13 protein-coding genes are annotated in these 22,072 nt (G+C 34.9%); 2 read left to right on the top strand and 11 right to left on the bottom strand.

Going from position 1 to position 22,072, the window contains the following annotated elements:
• Window positions 1-36: 36 nt before the first annotated feature.
• From PQ463_RS09205 to PQ463_RS09160, 10 genes are all read right to left on the bottom strand, one after another.
• Window positions 37-2,448 (bottom strand): glycoside hydrolase family 2 protein, encoded by a 2,412-nt coding sequence (locus PQ463_RS09205; protein WP_274257466.1) that lies wholly within the window; start codon window positions 2,446-2,448, stop codon window positions 37-39.
• A 74-nt stretch (window positions 2,449-2,522) separates the two neighbouring features.
• Window positions 2,523-3,713 (bottom strand): glycoside hydrolase family 88 protein, encoded by a 1,191-nt coding sequence (locus PQ463_RS09200; protein WP_274257464.1) that lies wholly within the window; start codon window positions 3,711-3,713, stop codon window positions 2,523-2,525.
• Between the two features lie 258 nt (window positions 3,714-3,971).
• Window positions 3,972-5,492 carry a RagB/SusD family nutrient uptake outer membrane protein gene (locus tag PQ463_RS09195; protein WP_274257462.1) on the bottom strand — a complete coding sequence of 507 codons (1,521 nt, stop codon included), beginning with the start codon at window positions 5,490-5,492 and terminating at the stop codon, window positions 3,972-3,974.
• Window positions 5,493-5,697: 205 nt separating this feature from the next.
• Window positions 5,698-8,700: a SusC/RagA family TonB-linked outer membrane protein gene (locus PQ463_RS09190; RefSeq protein ID WP_274257460.1), complete on the bottom strand. Its 3,003-nt coding sequence runs from the start codon at window positions 8,698-8,700 to the stop codon at window positions 5,698-5,700.
• A 216-nt stretch (window positions 8,701-8,916) separates the two neighbouring features.
• Window positions 8,917-13,008: a two-component regulator propeller domain-containing protein gene (locus PQ463_RS09185; protein WP_274257458.1), complete on the bottom strand. Its 4,092-nt coding sequence runs from the start codon at window positions 13,006-13,008 to the stop codon at window positions 8,917-8,919.
• Between the two features lie 262 nt (window positions 13,009-13,270).
• Window positions 13,271-14,902: a DUF4955 domain-containing protein gene (locus tag PQ463_RS09180; protein WP_274257455.1), complete on the bottom strand. Its 1,632-nt coding sequence runs from the start codon at window positions 14,900-14,902 to the stop codon at window positions 13,271-13,273.
• A gap of 104 nt (window positions 14,903-15,006) precedes the next feature.
• Window positions 15,007-16,191: a mannonate dehydratase gene (gene uxuA, locus PQ463_RS09175; RefSeq protein ID WP_274257453.1), complete on the bottom strand. Its 1,185-nt coding sequence runs from the start codon at window positions 16,189-16,191 to the stop codon at window positions 15,007-15,009.
• A 121-nt stretch (window positions 16,192-16,312) separates the two neighbouring features.
• Entirely contained in the window at window positions 16,313-17,125 is an 813-nt protein-coding gene (locus tag PQ463_RS09170; RefSeq protein ID WP_274257451.1) for an SDR family oxidoreductase, read from the bottom strand.
• Between the two features lie 145 nt (window positions 17,126-17,270).
• Window positions 17,271-17,933 (bottom strand): bifunctional 4-hydroxy-2-oxoglutarate aldolase/2-dehydro-3-deoxy-phosphogluconate aldolase, encoded by a 663-nt coding sequence (locus PQ463_RS09165; protein WP_274257450.1) that lies wholly within the window; start codon window positions 17,931-17,933, stop codon window positions 17,271-17,273.
• A 3-nt stretch (window positions 17,934-17,936) separates the two neighbouring features.
• The gene (locus tag PQ463_RS09160; RefSeq protein WP_274257448.1) at window positions 17,937-18,386 is read right to left on the bottom strand and encodes a NanQ anomerase/TabA/YiaL family protein; all 450 of its coding nucleotides are present in this window, start codon (window positions 18,384-18,386) and stop codon (window positions 17,937-17,939) included.
• Between the two features lie 142 nt (window positions 18,387-18,528).
• On the opposite strand from PQ463_RS09160, the gene PQ463_RS09155 reads away from it, so the two are divergent.
• Window positions 18,529-19,578 carry a LacI family DNA-binding transcriptional regulator gene (locus PQ463_RS09155; RefSeq protein WP_443135198.1) on the top strand — a complete coding sequence of 350 codons (1,050 nt, stop codon included), beginning with the start codon at window positions 18,529-18,531 and terminating at the stop codon, window positions 19,576-19,578.
• 179 nt (window positions 19,579-19,757) lie between these two features.
• Here the strand turns inward: PQ463_RS09155 and PQ463_RS09150 are convergent, their stop codons facing one another.
• On the bottom strand, window positions 19,758-20,921 hold the full coding sequence (locus PQ463_RS09150) for a BT3233 family polysaccharide utilization protein (RefSeq protein ID WP_274257447.1): 1,164 nt from the start codon (window positions 20,919-20,921) through the stop codon (window positions 19,758-19,760).
• Between the two features lie 214 nt (window positions 20,922-21,135).
• Between PQ463_RS09150 and PQ463_RS09145 the strand changes: the two genes are divergently transcribed.
• Window positions 21,136-21,780: an HAD family hydrolase gene (locus PQ463_RS09145; protein ID WP_274257445.1), complete on the top strand. Its 645-nt coding sequence runs from the start codon at window positions 21,136-21,138 to the stop codon at window positions 21,778-21,780.
• Window positions 21,781-22,072 lie beyond the last annotated feature (292 nt).

The following is a 22,072-nucleotide window of genomic DNA, read 5'->3' as shown; positions in this document are numbered from 1 at the left end:
TTAGCATCTTAGTCCCTTAGCAACTTAGTACCTTTTTTACTCAACTGGAATCTTCAAATATTCTCCCTTAAAGCTCTGATTCAAAGCCGTCATTTCAATCGGTTTTCCAGAACCATCAGGAATAACTTCGATAGAAGCTTTTCCGTTTGCCATTTTAATAGATTCGCTGCCCGTTGGCGTTCCTTGATTTTTTAAAGTTTTTCCTCCTTTTAAACATTGAAAATAAACACTGGCTTCATAGTCTAAACAGCGTAAATTATTGTTGTCGATTGCAATTGCCGTAACCAGATAATTACCGTTTTTCAGTTTTTCCGATGATAATTGCAGTGAAGAAGCTGTATCGTTTTTATTGAAACGATAATTGACTTTCAATGTATCAGAAACCGTTTTACCATCTTTACTTTTACCAATGGCAATCAGGATGTTTTCACCTTTTTTAAAATTGACATCCCAAGTTAAACCATTTGCTGGATACACAGCAAGATTTCGCTGTTTTTCTCCTAACGATTTTCCGTTGTGAAAAAAAGTCACTTTGTCGCAATTGCTGAAAACACTGATTGTTCTCGGTGTGTTTTCAGGTCCTTGGCGTTCTGTCCAAGTATGCGATTCGATGTAAGTGAAAGGTTCTTTTGCCCAATAGCTTTTAAAAACATAGTAGGCATCTTTCGGAACTCCGTTTCGGTCTGTTAATCCTTTCTGGTTCATGTACGGAATATCGTCTTCTGGTCGCAAAGGCGTTGCAAAATCCTTGAATGCCCATTGAATATTTCCCACAAACGATGGATCATTCTCGGATATATGCAAATGCCAGTCAAACAGATCAACTATATAGTTTTCGCTCCAATCGCCAATTTGTGCAATGTTGGCAACTTTGGTCTGCACAATAGCTTCTTCCCAGCCTTCGGCTTTTATAACATTTTCACCCGTTACAGGGTTTTCGCTATGACGCCCAACATGGCTGTCTCCACCGTATTCGGCATGAATAAAATGTTTATATTCTTTTTTATAAACATCAATTGCTTTTTGGTAGCTTTTGTAACTTCCAGAATACCAGCCCGACCAGATAGAAGGAGAGAAGACATCTACAATATGAGATCCTTCATAATATTTTCTAATTGCCGTTTTTCTGGTTGGATCTAGTTTATGAGCGATATCATTTAATTCACTTAAAAAGACATTGGTTTTATCAGCATTATCTCCGTCAGGAAAATCAGGAAGCCAATTGATTTCGTTCCCTAAAGACCAAATGATAATACTTGGATGATTATAATTTTGATTGATAATTTCCGCCAACATGTTTTTGGTATTCGTTTTCCAAACGTCATTTCCAATTCCGCCGCGACACCAAGGAAGTTCATCCCAAACTAAAAGTCCGAGTTCGTCGCAAGCTTTGTAAATCTCAGGATCTTGCGGATAATGTGCTAAACGAACAAAATTAGCACCCATTTCTTTAATCGATTTCATATCTGCCCAATGCTGTTCGTTGCTCATGGCAGCGCCGACTCCAGCTTGTTCTTCATGACGATGTGTTCCGCGAATCAATAAGCGTTTTCCATTCAGATAAAAAGGGCCATGATCTTTAAACTCAAACCATCTAAAACCTACTTTTTCGGAAACGCTATCTCTAATTTGATTTTTTTCTGATAAAACAGCAGAAAGTCTATATAAATTTGGTTTTTCGGTATCCCAAAGTTCTGGGTTTTTAATGTTTTCAAAAGTGATGGTTGAAGTTTTGTCGGTAACCGGAATTGTTTTGCTAACTACTTTTTTTCCTTTCGGATTTTTAAGCGTTACTGTTAAAGATAAATCCTTTGAATTATCAGGATTTACAAAAGAAGAAACAATCTGTACAGAAGCTTTTTTAGCCGAAACCTCTGGAGTTGTAATTTTTAAATTCTCAATATGATTTTTGTATTTCGAAACCAGCCAGACATCGCGTGTGATTCCACCATAAATAAAGAAATCACTTTTTTGAGACGGAATAATTTCAATATCATAACTATTATCAACACGAACAAAAATATCGTTGTTTCCTTCTTTAATAAAATTGGTAATATCAATAGAAAATCCAATGTAGCCGCCAATATGCGATCCGGCTTCTTTTCCGTTTACATATACATTTGTAGTTACATTCGAACCTTCAAAGTATAAAGAATAAACGCGGTTTTTGTCGATTTGGGGAATATTTAATTTCTTTTGATACCAGCTAGCATCTCGTCTGTATCCTGGATATAAATCGGTTGCATCTTCTGCGTTCCAAGTATGTGGTAAGTTTAAAGAAGTCCAGTTGGATGCTTTCTGCGCTTCACTTAATTTTTGAGTGTCATTTTCTAAATAAAGCCAGTTGTCATTAATGTTCATCTTTGTCTGAGCAAAACTGCTGCTCAGACAAATTTGAAACAAAACAAAAAGCGCAAAAATTGAAAAAGTTTTATTCGTTTTATTCATAGTTACAAAGGTTCATGGTTACAAAGGTTCAAAGGTTTTTCTGGCTCAAAGGGTTTAAAGATTCAAAACCTTTGTTACTTTGAACCTTTGAGCCTTTGCGCCTTTATTAATGCCTCCAAAAAATAATAATCGGCGTAAATTATTGGTTCGTCAATTTCGTCATGTTTCGGCCAGTTTCCTGTGCTGTGATCGAATAAGAAAGGCGCTTTAATTTTAGCATCTAAAATATATTTATCCGTCTGTACAGAAGCCATCAGTTTATCGGCGAAAGCCAAATAACTATTATTTTTTGTATAACCGTACAATTCGTATAAAGCAGAAGCCATAACCATCGCAGCAGAAACATCTCTTGCCGAATTTGGAATGCTAGGATCTTTAAAATCCCAATACGGAATTCCGTCTTCAGGCAGATTTTTATTCGTCATAAAAAACTTTGCAGTCGCTTCGGCTTGTTTTAAATAGGCTGGATCTTTTGTATAGCGATAAGACATAGTAAATCCGTAAACTGCCCATCCTTGACCACGCGCCCAAACAGAATCATCGTCGTATCCTTGAAGCGTCGTTTTCTTTCTAACTTCGCCAGTTGTTGGATTATAATCGATAACGTGATAACACGAATTGTCTGCTCTAAACTGATTTTTTAAAGTGGTATTGGCATGTTTGATAGCAACGTCACGGTATTTTGGATTTCCAGATATTTTTGACGCTTCAAATAACAATTCCAGATTCATCATATTATCAATGATTACTGGATAATCCCAAATTTCTTTGTTGAAATCCCATGAGCGAATGGAACCCACTTTTGGATTAAACCTTGTGCATAAAGTTTCGGCACCTTTAACAATTACCGCTTCGTATTCTTTCTTGTTTTCCACTTTCAGCGCTTCTCCAAAACTGCAAAACACTTTAAAACCTACGTCATGCGAATTACTGTTGACACTTTCTTTTTTGCTGAAAGGAGTCCATTTTTGAGCTTGTTCTTTAAATTTTGAATCGCCTGTTAATCGGTACAATTGCCAAAGGTTTCCAGAGAAGAATCCGCTTGTCCAATCTCTAGACGGAACTTTGCGAATCTCAAGAGTTTTTACATTCATGCTTCTTGGCATCGACATAGAATCTACAGGATAATCGAGCAACATTTTGTAACGTGTTTCAAGTAAATTATTTGCCGCCGTTGTGCTTTTTGTTTGAGGATTAACCCCAGATTTGCACGCTGTTGCAAGCGATGCAAACCCAAGGATTAAAATGAAACTAATTTTATTCATATTACTAATTAATCTTTATTTTTAGTTTCTATACTAAAATGTTAGACACAGATTTTACGGATTCGCTATTGCGAATGTACTTGTTACACAGATTTTTTTTCTCTCGCAGATTTGGCAGATTTGACAGATTTTTTTCTTTCCCGCAGATTAAAAAATATTTTTAATTCAATCTGCTCAATCTGTTAAATCTGCGGGAAACCAATTATGCGTGACTTAAAAGAATCCGTTTCATCCGTGTTCAATACTAATTGTGCTAAATTAATAACCAGGGTTATTTGGCTTTAAATTCGGATTAATAGCCAATTCTGTTCCTGGCAAAGGCCATAAATAATCTCTATTTGGATCAAAATTAGCATGCGGTTCTAAACCATTTGGACCAAACACTTCTGGTCCGATTTTCAATCTTTTAATGTCATACCATCTCACATATTCAAACGCCAATTCTAATCTTCTTTCATCAATAACCATTTTTCTAAAATCAGCTTGAGATAATCCTGGAGTTACGTTTGCAGGAAAAGAAACCAGTTTTCCAGCTTTATTTCTCGCTCTTGCACGAACACGGTTAACATAACCATTAGCCTCAGTTGTTCCGGGATTAATTTCGTTTAAAGCTTCAGCAGCAGTCAGTAAAACTTCAGCAAAACGCATCGTAATGTAATTGTGCTGCGAAGTTCTTCCATTAGCTCCAGCTTTACCCGGAAAACGGAAATACTTAGCAATATGCGGACGTGGCGCTTTTTCGTTATCGCTCGATGGATAAACCTGAAGCGATCCGCCTGGACCTGTTTTTTTTCTGATAATCGTATCAAAACTTACCGCTCTTCTATAATCTCTCTGATCCCAAGTATTGAATACTTTTAATGATGGAACAGCAACCGAGAAACCTTGTCCATAACTGTAACTGTCATCTTTTAAAGATCCTGTGAAAAATGCCGTATAATCCTGACCGTAGTTTCCAGATGTTAAGTTATTAAAGTCAATTGTAAACAAAGGTTCTTTTAATGAAGCTGTTTTGGTAGCATTGAATAAATCCTGAAAATCAGCATCCAAACCTAAACCAAATTTTGCTTCGTTGGTAATAACAAATTTTGCTTCATCGTATGCTTTTTGAAAATTTCCTAAAGTCAAGTAAACAGAAGCCAAATAACCTGCAGCAGTCCCTTTTCCTGGAACAGCTTTTACTTTTGGTTTATCATCCAACCATTGTTTGGCAAATTCTAAATCGGCAATGATTTTTGGGTAAACATCTGCTTCTTTGGTTTTACTTAAAGAGTTTACTTGCGATACATCATTCACCACAAAATCAACATACGGAATGTCTCCAAAAAGGCGCACTAAATGATAATAGGCAAATGCTCTTGCAAAATATGCCTGCGCCACAATGGCATTTACTTTTGCTGGATCACCTGGTGTTTTTTTAGCACCTTCAATGGCCTGATTTGCTGCCGTTATAATGACATATGATTGAGGCCAAAAGTTTGCAACAAGCGCGTTTGTATCGTTCATAGACATGTCGTTTACGTCAATACGCGCAGCTTGTGTGGTTCTATCGCCAATATCGGCCATGTCATCGCGAAGCATTAGAGCAATTGTAAATTCTCTTCCCCAATAATTGTTGTGGGCAATGTTGGCAAAAGCTCCGTTTACAGCAGCTTGCAAATCGTCTGTATTATTGAAAAAGTTATCTGGACGAATAATCCCTACTGGTTTTTCTTCTAGATCAGAACAGCTGAAAAAAGTCATTGTTCCTAAGCAAAGAAGAGCTATATATTTTTTCATAGTATTTTTATTAGAGCTAATTGGATGTAATTAATTTTAACACATAGAAGCATAGGTTTAAAACTCTTAAAAAGGCGTTTCACTTATCTATAACACACATAGAAAGCTATGTGTTAGAAACCATGTTTCTTTTGGTATTCTTTACTAAACACATAAAATCTATGTTTCTATGTGTTTCATTATTAAATCCAAAGAGGTTATTAGATTAAAATTTTAAATTGAATCCTGCGGTAAACGTTCTTACGTTTGGATATCCTCCGTAATCTAATCCTAGATAAGTATTACTTCTAGCATTTGAATCGTTTAAGTAGTTCGTTTCTGGATCTGTACCTGGATAATCTGTAATCGTCCAAAGGTTTTGAGCACTGATGTAAAAACGAACTTTGCTTAATCCCATTTTAGAAACAATTTTTTCATCTAAACTATATCCTAAAGAGATGTTTTTTAGACGAATGTAGCTTCCATCATAAACAAATCTTGAAGTGATTCTTTTGGTTCTCGCCGCATTTGCAGGAACATTAGTATCAGTATGAGTTGGTGTCCAAGCATCTAAAACTTCAGTTGTAGCGTTGTTATTTCCAGAAGCCAATTCCATCAAAGTATAGTTTAAGATTTGACCGCCTTCTGAACCTTGAAAGAAGATATTCAAATCAAGATTTTTATAGGTGAAATCATTGTTGAATCCGAAGATGAAATCTGGATTCGGGTTTCCGATAATCGTTTTATCTTGAGAATCTAATTTTCCGTCTCCATTTACATCTCTGAATTTTTCGCCACCCGGAGCTGTTTCAAAGTTTCCTGGCACAACAGTTTCTCCCTGCTGAATTACACCATCGTAAATAAATCCGAAGAAAGAACCAACGGGCTGTCCAACTCTCAAAATTTGCGATTCAGTTGCCAAGAAATGTCCCGGAGCTGAATTGATTAAAAGATCTTTATTATCCGCCAATTTTAATACTTTGTTTTTGTTTGAAGAAATATTAAAGTTTGTCGACCAAGTAAAATCTGCACCAATAAAGTTTCGGGTATTAATAGCCAATTCCCATCCTTTATTTTCCAACTCACCCACGTTTTGAAGCTGAGAAGCAATTCCAGAAATTCCTGGAAGCGGTCTGTTAAACAATAAATCTTTAGTAATCGTTTTATAATAATCTGCTGTAATGCTGATTCTGTTATCAAATAAACCTAAATCAATTCCGTAATCCTGCTGATAAGACGTTTCCCATTTTAAATTTGGATTATCTAATGAAGTTAACTGAACCGCATTGGTAATCACGTCTCCGCTTACATAATAGATTTCAGAGAATCTAGAAAGAGTAGAGTAGGCACCAATTGAAGGATTTCCTGTTGCTCCATAACTCGCTCTTAATTTTAAGTTTGAAACTGTTTTATTATCTTTTAAGAAATTCTCTTTACTAATGTTCCATCCAATTGCACCAGAAGGGAAAGTTCCGTATTTATAGTTTTTACTAAAACTTGAAGAACCATCTCGTCTTGCTGTAAACGTTAGTAAATATTTGTCCGCATAATCAAAATTCAACCTTCCGAAAGCAGAGATTAATTCCGTTTCAGATAAACCAGAATCAGGTTTTAAGAAAACAGTTCCAGCACCTAGATTTCTGTAAGAGTTTGTATTTGTTAAGAATCCTCTTGAAGCCGCATACGAATTTTCGTTTTTGTTTTTTTGGTATGAATATCCTCCAAGAACCGTCAAAATTCCTTTATCGATAATTTCACGTTTGAAAGTCAAATAATTCTCTGTCAGGAAAGAAGAAAATCTTGTATTGTTTACAGAAGCTTCTCCTTTGATGTTTTTACCAGCAATTAAAGTTGAAGGAATAAATCTTCCTGTTTGCGAATTACTATCAGTTAAACCTAAAGTAGTTTTAAAATCAAGATCTTTTGTGATTTGGTATTGGGCAAAGAAATTGTTTCGGTTTGTTACAGAAACGATTTCTAAGATGTTTTCCATTGCTGTTGCATACGGATTGTCAATATCATCACCAATTGGAGCTGTTGTCGTATAAGAACCATCGGCATTGTAGATTCCTTTATCTGGCATAAAACGGTAAGCTGATGCAATTACACCCGCAGCACCAGTTCCTCCGGCGCTAGTTTGGCTCACAATTCCTTCTTTGTTTTGTTTGCTTGTAAAAGTATTTAAACCCACTTTAAATTTTGGAGATAAATCGGCCTCAAGATTTCCTACGATCGTGTATCTGTCAATTCCTGAATTAATAACCACACCATTTTGATTAAAGTATGTTCCAGAAACATAATATCTCACATTATCAGATCCGCCAGAGAAAGACAACTGCGTATTAGAAATCATTCCGTCACGATAAATTACATCTTGCCAATCTGTATTTGCTGGACCTTGCGTGTGAGTAGTAAAACTTTTTCTGTAAGCCGCAAACTGATCGGCATTCAAAAGATGCAATTTGTTGTTTACCGATTGAACAGAAGTCGAGTTACTGAACTCAATTACAGGTTTTCCGGCTTTTCCTTTTTTGGTTGTTACCATAATAACTCCGTTTGAACCTCTTGATCCGTAAATGGCAGTAGCCGACGCATCTTTTAAAACCTCAATAGAAGCAATGTCCTGAGGAGCTGGCATAGAAACACCTGCAAAACCGTCAACAACAATAAGTGCATCTCCGCTGGCATTGATAGAAGTTCCTCCACGAACTCTAATTTTAGTTGGAGCACCAGGTTCGCCACCATTATTAGACATTACCGAAACCCCAGCTGCACGACCTTGTAAAGCTTGCTCTGCACTTAAAACAGGATAAGCGGTAAGCTCTTTTGCTGTAACAGAAGATACAGATCCTGTTATATCGCTCTTTTTACGAGTTCCGTAACCTACTACAATAACTTCGTCTAGTGCTTTTGTATCTGGTTTTAAACTTACATTGATAACACTTTTCGTTCCAACTGGAATTTCAACAGTTTGAAATCCGACGAAATTGAAAACTAAAACAGCATTTTTCTCTCCTACAATCACAGTATAATTCCCGTCCATATCGGCAGAAGCACCTACAGAAGAATTTTTGATATAGACATTAGCACCAGGAAGTCCAAGTAAATCTTCACTAGAAGTTATTTTTCCAGTCACTTTTCGTTCTTGTGCGTGCATCACGATATTTATCAGTAAAAAAGATACTAGTAAACACCATTTAAACGATTTGTTTGTTTGGTTTGTAAACATTCATTTTTTGGTTTTAGGGTTAATAAGTTAGATTAAGTAAAAAAACAATAGACTCATTCCGATGATTAGAATGACAAATAAAATTTGCAGCAATAAGTAGCTCGTTTTTTTGATTTTCATATCGCAAATGTATGCGCCGAAAACGATATAGAAATACAAAAAAGGGTATCTAAAAATACAGATACCCTTTTTTAACCCTTTAAAACAGTGGATTCGCTAAATTACGACCGAAGATTTGTAAAATTTGTCGGCATATTGAGATGGAGTCTCGCCATACTTTTTCTGGAAGCATTTGCTAAAGTATTTCGGATTGTTGAAACCGACTTTATAACTGATTTCAGAAACGGTCAATTTGTTTTGTTCTAATAATTGAGCCGCACGTTTTAATCTAATTTCATGAATAAATTCGTTTGGCGTGCAATTGGTCCACGCTTTAATTTTTAGAAACAGCATGGTTCTGCTGACACCCAATTCAGAACAGAAAAACGGAATATCAAATTGTTCGTTTGAAATGTTTTCTTCTACAATTTTGAATGCTTTTTTCAATAATTCTTCATCCAATGAAGAAACTGTGATTTCTGACGGAATAAAACTGTCTTCGCTTGAAAACTTGATTTTTAAGCGTTCTGTAGTGTTCAGAAGGTTTTTAACGCGAAGTCTGAATTCCATTAAATTGAATGGTTTGCTAATGTAATCATCGGCGCCGCTTTCCAATCCTTCAAATTTGTAAACCAATGAAGATCTCGAAGTCAATAAAATAACTGGAATATGGCTGGTTTTGATGTTTTCCTTTATTTTAGAACACAATTCAGTACCAACCATTTCGGGCATAATAACGTCACTAATAATCAAATTGGGAACAAATTTCAACGCTTTTTCCAAAGCAATTTTACCATTTTCAGCCTCAATAATGTTGTAATCTTTTTTGAGAAGGTTTTTCATGAACTTTCTCAAGACTTTATGATCTTCAACAATCAATATTGTTTGTTTTTCTTCATTTACAATTAAATCTTCGATGTCTTCATTTTCGACAACTTCCGAAGGCTCCAATTGCGCTTGATATTGTTCAATGTCGTCACTGATTTTAAAATCAGGAATAATTTCTCTGTCCAAAAGATGTTCGCGCCCAAGCGGTAAAGTCACTTTAAAAACAACTCCGCCAGTTGGTTTATTGGTAACATCGATTTTTCCTTTATGAAGTTCAACAATATTTTTTACGATTGAAAGCCCAATTCCAGTTCCTTTATTATAGTTTTTCTGAACTTGATTATGAGTTGGAACTTCAAAAAACAAATCAAAAATTTTATCAATATGTTCTTCTGCAATTCCAACGCCCGAATCTTCAACAGCAATAAACAGATTCTGCTGATCATGATTGATTTTAATCTTAATCGAACCGCCTTTTGGAGTATATCTAAAAGCATTCGAAATCAAGTTGTAAAATACACGTTCGAGTTTGTAACGGTCAAAATAAACCAAGATTTCTTCGTTTTCAGTTTCGAAAGAATAGTCGTAACCGCCGTCTTTGGCATATTCAATAAATGAAAGAAAGATTTCTTTGGTGAATTTTACAATGTTTCCGTTTGCCGATTCTAGTGCAACTTGATGATTTTCGAGTTTTCTGAAATCCATTAATCGGTTAATCAGACTCAACAAATGATTCGCGCTTCCTTCAATTACCAGAAGCTTTTTGTACATTTCGTTAGTTCCGTTATAATCGGCTAAAATTTGCTGTAATGGACCTAAAATCAAAGTCAAAGGCGTTCTGAATTCATGCGAAATATTGGTAAAGAAATCCAGTTTTAGTTTATTGTTTTCTTCAATTCGCTGTGTTTCCAGATATTCCAATTCAAGCTTTTGCTTCAATCGAGCTTTAGATTTCATAATCCAGATCAAACCGTATAAACCTAATCCAATCACGATTCCATAAAGCATAAATGCCCATATACTGCGCCACGGAGCAGGATTTACGATTACGGTTAAAGTGGTTGGATTCTGATTCCAAACGCCATCATTGTTGGCGCCACGAACTTCAAAAGTATAAGTTCCCGGATTCTGAATCGCAAAATTGACTTCGCTGTTTTTAGTTGTTGTCCAGTTGTTTTCTAAACCTGTTAAACGATAACTATATTGGTTGTTTTTAGATCGAATGTAATTCGGAATCGCAAAACTGATCGAGAAATTGGCCTTGTCATAATCCAAAGTAATCGTTTTGGTAAAACCAATACTTTGTTCCAAAATACCTTCTTTATCATGTGCGTGGACCGTTTCGTTTTTAATTTTCAAATCGGTTATTAAAACCTGTGGCGCATATTTGTTTAAGGAAATTTTGGTAGCATCAAAAAATGTTGCTCCCGACGGACTTCCAAAATAAAACTGATTTGAACTTAATCTTAAAGCCGAATTATCATTGAATTCATTGCTTGCCAAACCATCTTTCTGATCATAAATAGCAACCGTTTTTTTAATGGTATTGTATTTTATAATTCCTTGATTGGTGCTGATCCAAAGGTTTTTATCGTCATCTTCTAAAATGGAATGGATAGAAGTAATGACTGTGTTTCCGATTCTAAGATTGATTGGATTGAATTTTTTTCCATCAAAATAATGCAGTCCTTTTGCTTTTGTTCCTACCCAAATTTTGTTTTGAGAATCCTGAAATAAAGTCAGAATATCAGCGCCCGATAAAGTCGAATGATCGTAGAAGAAATGCTGAATAGCATATTTCTGCGGATTAAAATTTTTGAGCGGAATACGATTTAAACCATTTTGAGTTCCAACCCAGAGAAAGTTTTGTTTATCGACTAAAATCGTACGAAGAATATTGTTGGTAAGGAAAACGGGTTTGGTATTGTCATTTCCAATAGCATCAAAAGTTTTACTGATTGTATTATAGCGAATTAAACCTTTTCCGAAAGTTCCAATCCATAAAATCGAACCTTCGGTTTTAAGGGCATAAACGCCACTATCTTTTAGCAATTCACTTAAATCTGAAGAAATTCTATCATCTTCAATTCTTTTAAAAATGGTATTGTAAGCAGATAATCCTTTAGAAAAAGTGCCAATCCATAAAATATGATCGTCAGATAAGCACATTGCTTTAATGTCATTTTTATTGGTTTGTCCAGTTTTGCTGTTAATATAACTTAGAGATTCATTATTTCTATTATAAATTGTAATTCCGCCGCCTTCAGTTCCAAAATAAATGTTCTGGTTTTTATCGGCAATGATCGAACTCACGACATCAAAACTCATCGGAATCTTTTTCGAATTCTGATTATAATTAGAGAAATTAACATTAGAAACATCCCAAAGATTTACACCTTTATAATAGCAGCCAATCCAAATTGAACCTTTTTTATCCATAAAAACCGACTTTACTTTGTCGATTCCGTTTGCATTATTACTATTATTGATTTTCTGAAGACTTTTATCTTTTCCTAAAATATAAATTCCGTCATAAGCTCCCACCCATAAAGAACCTTGTTGGTCTATAACTAAAGAACGAATGTCGGTATTGATTTCGCGGTATTTTTCAGCTGGTAAAAAAGAAACAAAAGCTTTCTGTTTTTGGTCAAATTTTAAAAGTCCTTTGTTTTTTGTTCCAATCCACAAACTACCGTCTTTATCTTCAATAACCGATTGAACGTTCAATAAATCAGTTGTGTTTAACGGATAATTTTTAAAGAATAATTTTCCGTTCATTCGATTTGTGAGCTTGCATAAACCTTTAGTTGTTCCAATCCAGATTTCACCTTCTTTGGTTTTTAAAATGCTGAGAATATTATTGCTCGGAAGAGTAGAAGCATCATCATCTGAATGAAAAACCGATGTAAACGATCCTGTTTTTTTATTGTAAATCGTTAATCCTTTTGAAGTTCCAAACCACATTTCACCGCCAATTTCTCTTATGCTCCAAACAGCATTATTACTTATCGTATGATTCGTTTTGGTATGAAGATATCTCGTAAAACGATTAGAAACAGGATCGTAACAGTTTAAACCATTATAAGTTCCCACCCAGATTTTTCCCACGTTGTCTTCTTCAATGGCTAAAATATCATTGTTGCTGATCGAATATTTATCTGCGGCATCATTCCTAAAAATCGTAAAACGGCTTCCATCATATTTATTCAGACCATCACGTGTGCCAAACCACATTTGTCCAAATTTATCCTGATGAATGGCAATGACAGAACTCTGCGAAAGACCGTCTGTCGTAGAGAAATTTTTAAGACGATATTTATTTTGGGAAAACAAATTCCCGAAAACAAAGACAAATAATAAAACAGCTATTTTAAGTTTCATAGCGCACAGATTTATGTTGTGAATTGAGTTTCTCGCAAAGTCGCAGAGTCGCAAAGTTTTTTAAATTTTCTCTTTGCGTCTTAGCGACTTTGGGAGATTAATTTTTAAACACATAGAAACATAGATTTTTTCTTTTTATAAAAAAGATATTATAAAAAAAAAACTAGTTTTTCACACATAGCTTCACGCAAACCTTATGATTGTTTATGCAAGTGAAATGCCTTTTTACGTTCCTAAAAACTATGTTTCTATCTGTTTAAATTTATTTTTTCAAACGTTTATTTAATTGATAATCGTAAAGAGACGGAATTTTTTCAATCGGCTTATTCAAAAGTTCAATATATGGATCGACATCGTATTTAATTTCAAATTTTGCATTTCCGTGAACACCAATGATTCTGGCAAAAGCGCCATCTTTCATTCCGTACAACAAAACTGGTTTTGATTGATCTGGATTCTCAACCTGAACATTTAAATTCCAAAACGTACTGAAAGGTCCGTGAGAAGGTTTCCAGTAATCGGCTCCTCCGCCGCCAAATAAGGCATAACTATTATTTTTATCAGCTTTTAAGTGAACCGTAATATTGTCAAATAGATTTTGATGATTGGCTCCTGAATGTTGATCTAAAACCGGATCTGTAAAAATTTCGCAGTTCTGATACACATTTTTAGTAGCAAAAGTGTTGAAACTTAAAGGATGAACGGCCGAATTATAGATTTTCAGATTCTTAACCAAAATATTGTGCACGCCACCTAAAGTTACGGTGTAGTGCGCTAAATGCGGTCCATCTGTTGTAATATCCTGAATGGTTACATTAGAAACTTCTTCCGCAAGAATACCGCTATCGGCATTGGTGATTTTAATGTCTTTAACCCAACTGTTAAAAAGACGAGTCAGGAAAATACCATTATTTCCAGGTTCAACGTGATGTGCAACTCTCGGAATATCTGGAAAAGTAAAGCGAAGATGTTCGATTCCGACTTCGTTTAAATGTTTCCATTCTACCAATTGCGCCTGATAACTTGATTTTATTGAAATTGTCAAAGGCGTTTTTAAAGTGATTTTTGAACCAGAAATTTTAATGATTTCTACCTGCTGTCTCACAATTGGAAGTTTTGGAAATTTCCAATGATGCGAACCGGGTTTTACTTTAGCTCCCTGATATAAATCTTTGATGATCTCGCCATTTTCACCATCTTTATTAAACAATTGTAATTCGACAACATCACCAACTTTTAGTCCTTTTACATCAGAAACCGTGATAATATGTTCGCCCATTTTTCCCGAACTAACTTTCGCCAACGGATTAGATTCTGGTTCGTATTTATCCAAATACGATTTTACGCGTTCACCCGGAATCTGAGTCCAAATAAAACCGCCTGACCATGCGTATTGCGAAAAAGGAAGATCTATATTATTTTCTGGTTCACGTTGTCTTTTATCAAATGTGGTAAGGTATTCGCGAAGTTCAGCCAAAACATCAGAATCTTTAAGATACATCATAGGTCTTGGGCAATAGATTTCAGTTCCGTTTTCGTTAGAACCAGCACCGCGAAGTACAAAATTGCTTCTTTCGATATAAAGAATTTCACTTAGAATAATGCGCCCTGCAGGTAATTGCAGAATTACATTGCCTTCAACAGCATTCGCGGCTTTAAAAGCTTTTAAAAGTGCTTTTGAATCGTCTAAATTATCATTGGCTTTTACGCCAAAATCTGCTGCATTTATAACTTTACCGTTAGCGTCAGGAATCTGACTTTCGCCAAAGCGATATCCTGCATAACTGAAATCAGGCAGATAATAGGTTTTTGAAGTTAAAATTTTGGGTATTTCCTGCGCCAGTATTGAGTTTATAAAAAAGCCACAGGATATAAGAATGGCTTGGCGAATCATGGTTTTGTGGTTTTTGTGGTTAGTTAGTTTTTTTTTCACCGCAAAGGCGCAAAGTACTCAAGGAAAATTAAACTTTGCGTTCCTTGCGACTTTGCGGTGAATTTTTACAAGGATCGTTTGATCCCTATTTCAAGTCCGCGTAGTTCTGCTAAGCCTCTTAAACGGCCAATTGCAGAATACCCCGGATTTGTTTTTTTCTTTAAATCGTCCAGCATTTGATGTCCGTGATCAGGGCGCATTGGCAAAGTGCTGTTGTTTCTTTTTTCAACTTCCAAAATTGCTTTTACAACTTCGTACATATCCACATCGCCTTCTAAATGATTTGCTTCGTAAAAGCTTCCTTCTTCATCGCGTTGTGTGCTTCTCAAGTGAATAAAATTCATTTTATCACCGTGACGTCTTACAATTCCAGGCAGATCATTATCAGCACGAACACCGTAAGAACCTGTACACATTGTAAATCCGTTTGATGGAGAAGGAGCAGCATTCATTAATTCCATCAAATCTTCTTCAGTACTTACCACTCTTGGTAAACCTAAAATTGGGTAAGGAGGATCGTCTGGATGAATCGCCATCAATACGCCCTTGCTTTCAGCAACTGGAATAATTTCTTTTAAAAAGTGAAATAAATTGTTCTTTAATGCTTGTCTATCAATATGATTATAAGCACTTAAGGTTACCAAGAAATCTTCCACTGTATAAGCTTCTTCGGCACCCGGAAGTCCAGCCAGAATGTTCTGTTGCAATTTAATTTTATCTTCTGGAGTCATGGCTTCAAAATAGCTTTTTGCCTTTTGTTTCTGTTCTTCAGAATATTCGTTTTCTGCGCCTGGTCTTTTCAAAATAAACAATTCAAAAGCAGCAAAAGCATTGATATCAAAACGTAAAGCTTTTGAACCGTCTTCAACTGTATAAGACAAATCTGTTCTTGACCAATCTAAAACAGGCATAAAGTTGTAGCAAACGCATTTAATGCCACACAAAGCCAAATTGCGAATGCTTTCTTTATAATTTTCAATATATTGAAGATAATTTCCAGTCTGTTTTTTAATGTCTTCGTGAACCGGAATACTTTCTACAACCGACCAAGTCAATCCAGAAGCACCTTTTTTAGGATCACCGTTTTCGTGTTCGATTTCAACTTTTCGTTTAATGATTTCGTCAATGCTCCAAACCTCTCCGTTTGGAATATGGTGTAAAGCCGTTACAATTCCGGTCGCTCCGGTTTGTTTGATATCTTGTAAAGAAACAGGATCATTTGGTCCGAACCATCTTAATGTTTGTTCCATGTTTTATGTTTTTTTTATTTCCTGCAAGGTTTTCAAAACCTTGTAGGTTTAAATTAGTTGTTTTTATAAATTACATACCTACAAGGTTTTGGAAACCTTGCAGGAGAGATTGGACTAACTCTTAAATACTTGTTGCGGCAAATCCGCCGTCAACTTTTAAGATTGTTCCCGTTACGAATTTTGACATGTCGCTGCATAAAAATAAAAGCGCACCGTCAATATCTTCTGGAGTTCCAAATCTTCCCATTGGCGTATGATCAATGATTTTTTCACCTCTTGGAGTCAGTTTTCCTTCTGGGGTCAATAGTAAAGCACGATTTTGTTCACCAATAAAAAATCCAGGAGAAATAGCATTTACACGAAGACCTTCGCCATATTTTTGAGCCAATTCAACCGCCATCCATTGTGTGAAATTATCAATCGCTGCTTTAGAAGCCGAATAACCTACAACTCTTGTTAAAGGTCTTTGTGCCGATGCCGATGAAATGTTGATAATATTTCCTGATTTCTGTTTAGCAAAAAGTTCCGCAAAAACCTGAGTAGGAAGCATGGTTCCAATAATGTTCAAATCGACCACTTTTTGCAGATCATCACTTTTCATGTCATAAACAGCTTGGTCTGGTTGAATTGTCGCGCCTGGCATATTTCCGCCAGCAGCATTGATTAGAATATCAAGACGTCCGTATTTTTCAACAATAAAATCTTTGGCTTTTTCTAATTCTTCTTTGTTTAAAACATTGGCTTGAACAGCAAAACCTTTTCCGCCATTTGCTTCAATGTCTTTTACTGTATTTTCGGCTTTTTCTAAAGATTGAGAAACGATTCCGACCACAACACCTTGCTGCGCCAAAACATTTGCAAATCTGCTTCCTAAAACACCAGCGCCACCTGTTATTAATGCAATTTTTCCTTTTAAATTAAATATCGAATCCATTTTAATTTTAAATTTTCAATACTTTAAATTCCAAATTCCAATTTGGAAATAAAGCACATTTTTATATAATTAATTTTTACTTTTTTGATTTAATTAGCCTTTTAGTTCAAACTGAATTTGGAATTTGGGTTTTCAAATTTGGAATTTACTTTCTGATAGTTTCTATCAGATCCAAAACCCTTTTAGTTTCTTTTTCAATTGTCTCATAAGCGCCGTATTCCATTACTTCTTTGCTAATTAATTTGCTGCCCATTCCAATAGCAGAAACCCCAGCATTAAACCAAGTTTCAATGCTTTGTCTCGTAGTGTCAACACCTCCAGTTGGCATAAAAATTAAATCAGGGAAAACATCTTTTATGGCACTCATAAAATCTGATCCTAAAATATTTCCAGGAAAAAGTTTAATGAATTTTATTCCGGCATTTTCAGCTGCAATAATTTCTGTTGGCGTCATGCATCCTGGAGCGTACAAAACTTCTTTAGCAATTGAAAACGAAGCAATTTCAGGAACAAATCCTGGGCTTATAAAAAAGTCAGCTCCTTCTAAATAATAGGTTTCAGCTTGTGCTAAATTTTTGATAGTTCCAATTCCTAAAAGCATTTCAGGCATTTCAGCATTTCTGATCTCCACTAATTTTTTGAAGTTTGAAAGCGCTTCAGGGCCACGGCTTGTATATTCCACAGCTCTAATTCCTGCACTGTAAAGCGTTTTTAAAATGGCAATACTTTTACTTTCGTCAGCATTAAAATAGAGAGGAAGCATTCCTTGTTTTAAAATAACATCGATAGAGTTCTGAATGGTACTCATTACTTATATTTTTACTTTAATAACAATTTTTTTCAATGGTCCGCTTCCAATCATTGCAGAATGCACATCTTCTGGAAACAGAATTGTAAATTGATTTTCTTTTATTTCAAAAAACATATCTGGTTTGTCATGAAAGAAACGAACATCTCTTTCGTCACTATAATCTCCATTTGGGCTGATGCATTTTTCTCTAGGTTTCCATGCAAAAGTTTCTGGGCCAATTATAGAAATCTGGATATCGATGTTTTTGTCGTGGCACTCAAAACCTTTAATACTTTCTTCTCTCGTGCTTCCTTCGCCAACAATTACAATTAGTTTTAAACCTTCGCCAATTTCATATGCTCCTTCTTCAAGATTGGCAATGTCATTTTGGTTTACATAATCAAAAGCTTTTTTGAAATTTGGATGCAGACCATAGTATTTTGCTGCATTATGCAATGAGTCTATTATCATTTTGTACGGTTTTTATTTTGGTTTTTTAATGTTATGTGTATATTTGCGTGTGCGTACACGGTGTTTTACAAATGTATGCAAAATGTGATGTAAAACAACTTATTTGTGATAAAATAAATTAATTTTACCTCACTACTTTTATATTTTTAACTTAAAAAGAATCAATATCATAACAATAAAAAAAATTGCCGAATTAGCGAATGTCTCTGCTGGAACAGTAGACAGGATTATACACAAACGCGGACAAGTGGCGCAGGAAACTGTTGACAAGGTGAATGCCATTATTGAAGAGTTTGGTTATACGCGAAATATTCTGGCAAGCAATCTGGCATTGAACAAGAAATTTCATTTTGCCGTTTTTCTTCCAAAATCTGAAACTTTAGAGTATTGGAAAAGTCAGGCAGATGGTATTGAAAAAGCGGCTTTGGAGTTCAGCAAATTCGGAATCGTGTTAGATTATTTTTTCTACGATTATAATGTGGTGTCTTTTAAAGAAACGGTGCAGAAAGTAATGAAGTTTGAATGCGACGGTTTGTTATTTGCTCCAATTTTTTATGATGATTCAGTTCGGTTTTTAAAGGAGTACGAAAAGAAAAATATTCCAGTTGTTATGATCGATTCGAATATCTCTGAAGAAAATGAACATGCTTATGTGGGACAAGATGCTTTTCAGAGCGGATATTTGGCAGGAAGATTAATCAGTTTTGCAGTGAAAAATGAAAGACAGGTTCTAATTTTTAAAATCACCCGAGAGATTGAAAGTACTTCTGTGTATCAGCAGCGTATCAAAGGATTTTACTCTTATTTTGAAGATCATAATGAATTGACTCATTTTAAATTCTCAGAAGTGACATTAAAAGATTCGGGAATCGATCAGCTGAATTTGGAAATGTTTTCTGGAGTAAACAGTGTTTTTGTACCCAATTCGAGAGCTTACATTGTGGCCGATTTTTTAAATAAAAACAATATAAAAGGTGTTCGAATTATTGGTTTTGATTTGCTAAAGGAAAATATAGAATACTTAAACAAAGGTGTAATTGATTTCTTAATCAATCAAAGGCCAGAAGAACAGGGCTATTTAGGAATTAATTATTTGTATAAAAAATTAGTTCTTCAAGAAGAAACTGAAAAGACACATTATATTCCGTTGGAGATTATTTTGAAGGAGAATTATTTTCCTGTTAGGAAGTAAACTTTATAATTATTATACCTGTCAGGTATTGTTACACAATTACAAATGGTTTGATATCATAGCCCGTGGTTTCAACCACGGGAACGTAATAATGTGTAATATCAATTCGTTTCCCGTGGTTGAAACCACGGGCTATATTTAAAAACTTTGCGTCTTTGTGCCTTAGTGGCAAAAAAAAATCACTTTTTAACCTTTACAATCAAAGGATTATTAATCTTCTCCGCAAAAGAACTCAAATATTTTTCCCATTCTTGTTTAGTTTGAAACGGACTTCCTTTTTTCCATCCAAAACCAACGTAATAAATAGCTTTGTTGTTTTTGACAGCAATATTTCCGTATAGATTACTTAAGTCTTTTTCGTCTGTTACATGATTGTCAAAACTTAATAAAGTGTTTTTTGGAGCTACAAGACCAATTCCAATTTCAGAATCGTCGATTGGCTCCCAATAACTCAGCCAGCCTTCTTTTACATTTGTGCCAATAGTTCCTTTTTTCTCATGAAGCGTTAATCCAGCAGCAATTTCTTTAGTTCCTGTAATATTGATTTCAAAACGAGAAAGCTGACTTCCGTAATCTAAACTGATTAATTTAGATTCTGTTATTTTATTGCCTTTTGCATCCCAATCTGCATAAGTCAAAATAAAGCTCGTTCTGATTGGACCTGTTGTAATGGTTTTCCAGCTGATGAAATTTTTAGAAAAATAATATTTTCCATCAACATTTACGGCTATTCCGCCCACACCGCGGCTGTCACCTACGTGAAAGTTATCCAAACCTTCGCCGGTATCTTTATGATACGTTCCTGTTCCGTTAGTGGCTTTTTCGTACCATTTATTAATAATCGGATAATCGACTCTTTTTAGCCAAGCATCGATTCCGCTGGTTAGAGTTCCGCCGGGAATTTTATCTTCCACCATTTTTTGAGCTACAGGACCGTAAGTTCTAAAAGCGACTTTGTTGTTTTCCCAAGCGTAGTCGTCTGTACGTTCAGGAACAAAGCGAGAATAACAGCTAGCTACTTTTGAAGCATTAGGATTTGTGCTAACCAATACTTCAAAATCCTGTTTTGAAGAAGCTTTAATTTTTGGCTGAAAAAGCAATACATCTGCTTTTCCGTCGCCATCGTTATCTACGGTTTGAGTTTCTAAAAATGCATTTCCATTTTTTACAACATACTCTTCGAGTTTAGCATTGGCAGCTAATCCAAGAGACTTTTTAGTTAATTCTATGGTTTCAAATTCTCTGTCAACTTTTAAATGGTTGGTAATAGTGATGGTTTTATTCTGAGAAAAAGCAGCAAAATTGGCTGTCAGAATGGTTATGATAAAAAGATGTTTTTTCAAAATTCTGTGGGTTTTAATATTTTAAAAAATAGGTTTGATAGGATTATAAAAGTACAAATCAAAACTTAAACGAAAATACAGAATAGGAGTAATTCTGTACAGAAACTTGAAAATGAACAGAAAAGCTTTGAAAATGAAATAGATTATTTTTCGTAATTTACATTTCCTGATTTTACTTCAGGAGGAATTTATAACTAAATGAAAATCAACAGAAATGGTTAAATGTATTATTTTCGATTGTGACGGAGTTTTGGTCGATACAGAGAAAATCGGTAACGGAATATTGCTGGAAATGGCACAAGAACATGGATTTGAAATGGAATTGGAAGATGCGTACCGTCATTTTAATGGCCGAAATCTAAAAGATTGTTTCAGACACATTGAAGAAGCAATCGATCAGAAACTTCCTGAAAATTTTGAAACAGAATATCGCGAAAAGAGTTTTGAAGCTTTTAAAACTCAAGTTAAACCAATGAAAGGCATTGTAGATTTTATCGAAAATATTGAAAAATTGAAAATTCCGTATTGCGTTGCATCAAGCGGACCAGTAGATAAAATTCGTTTAAATCTTGAAGTAGCAGGACTGTTGGATAGATTCGAAAATAAAATATTCAGTTCGTATCAAATTGGCAGCTGGAAACCAGAACCTGGAATATTTCTTCATGCGGCTGCAGTAATGGGATTTGAAGTAAAAGATTGTATTGTGGTTGAAGACAGTAAGGCTGGTGTAAAAGCTGGCGTAAGTGGCGGATTTAAAGTGTATGGTTTTGCAAATGGCTTTAATAACGAAGATTTACAAGAAGAAGGAGCAGAGCTTTTTAGTTCGTATGAGGATTTGAGTGAAAAACTGGGAATCTAAGTTTTGTTTCAAGTTTCAAGTTAAACCCGACAGGTTTTTAAAACCTGTCGGGTTTCTTGTATGACAAAGTTTAATTTTCTAATTGATACATTTTCTAATTATCAAATTCTTCTATTAAAATGTAATTTGTTGCATTAAAGTAAAAATTTATATATTTGAGTTTCGATATTCTCTTTTTTGGTTTGATAATAATGAATAATTGTTATTGTTACATTTAAAAAGAAATGTTTTTTGCCCTAAAGAATGATTTTTCCCAAAGAGTCCTTTTTAGAAAGTGATTTCCCAAAGTCGC

It is taken from the genome of Flavobacterium sp. KACC 22763 (assembly GCF_028736155.1).
GTDB lineage: Bacteria > Bacteroidota > Bacteroidia > Flavobacteriales > Flavobacteriaceae > Flavobacterium.
The sequence above is the reverse complement of the archived record's forward strand: the minus strand, read 5'-3'. Positions and strand labels throughout refer to the sequence as shown.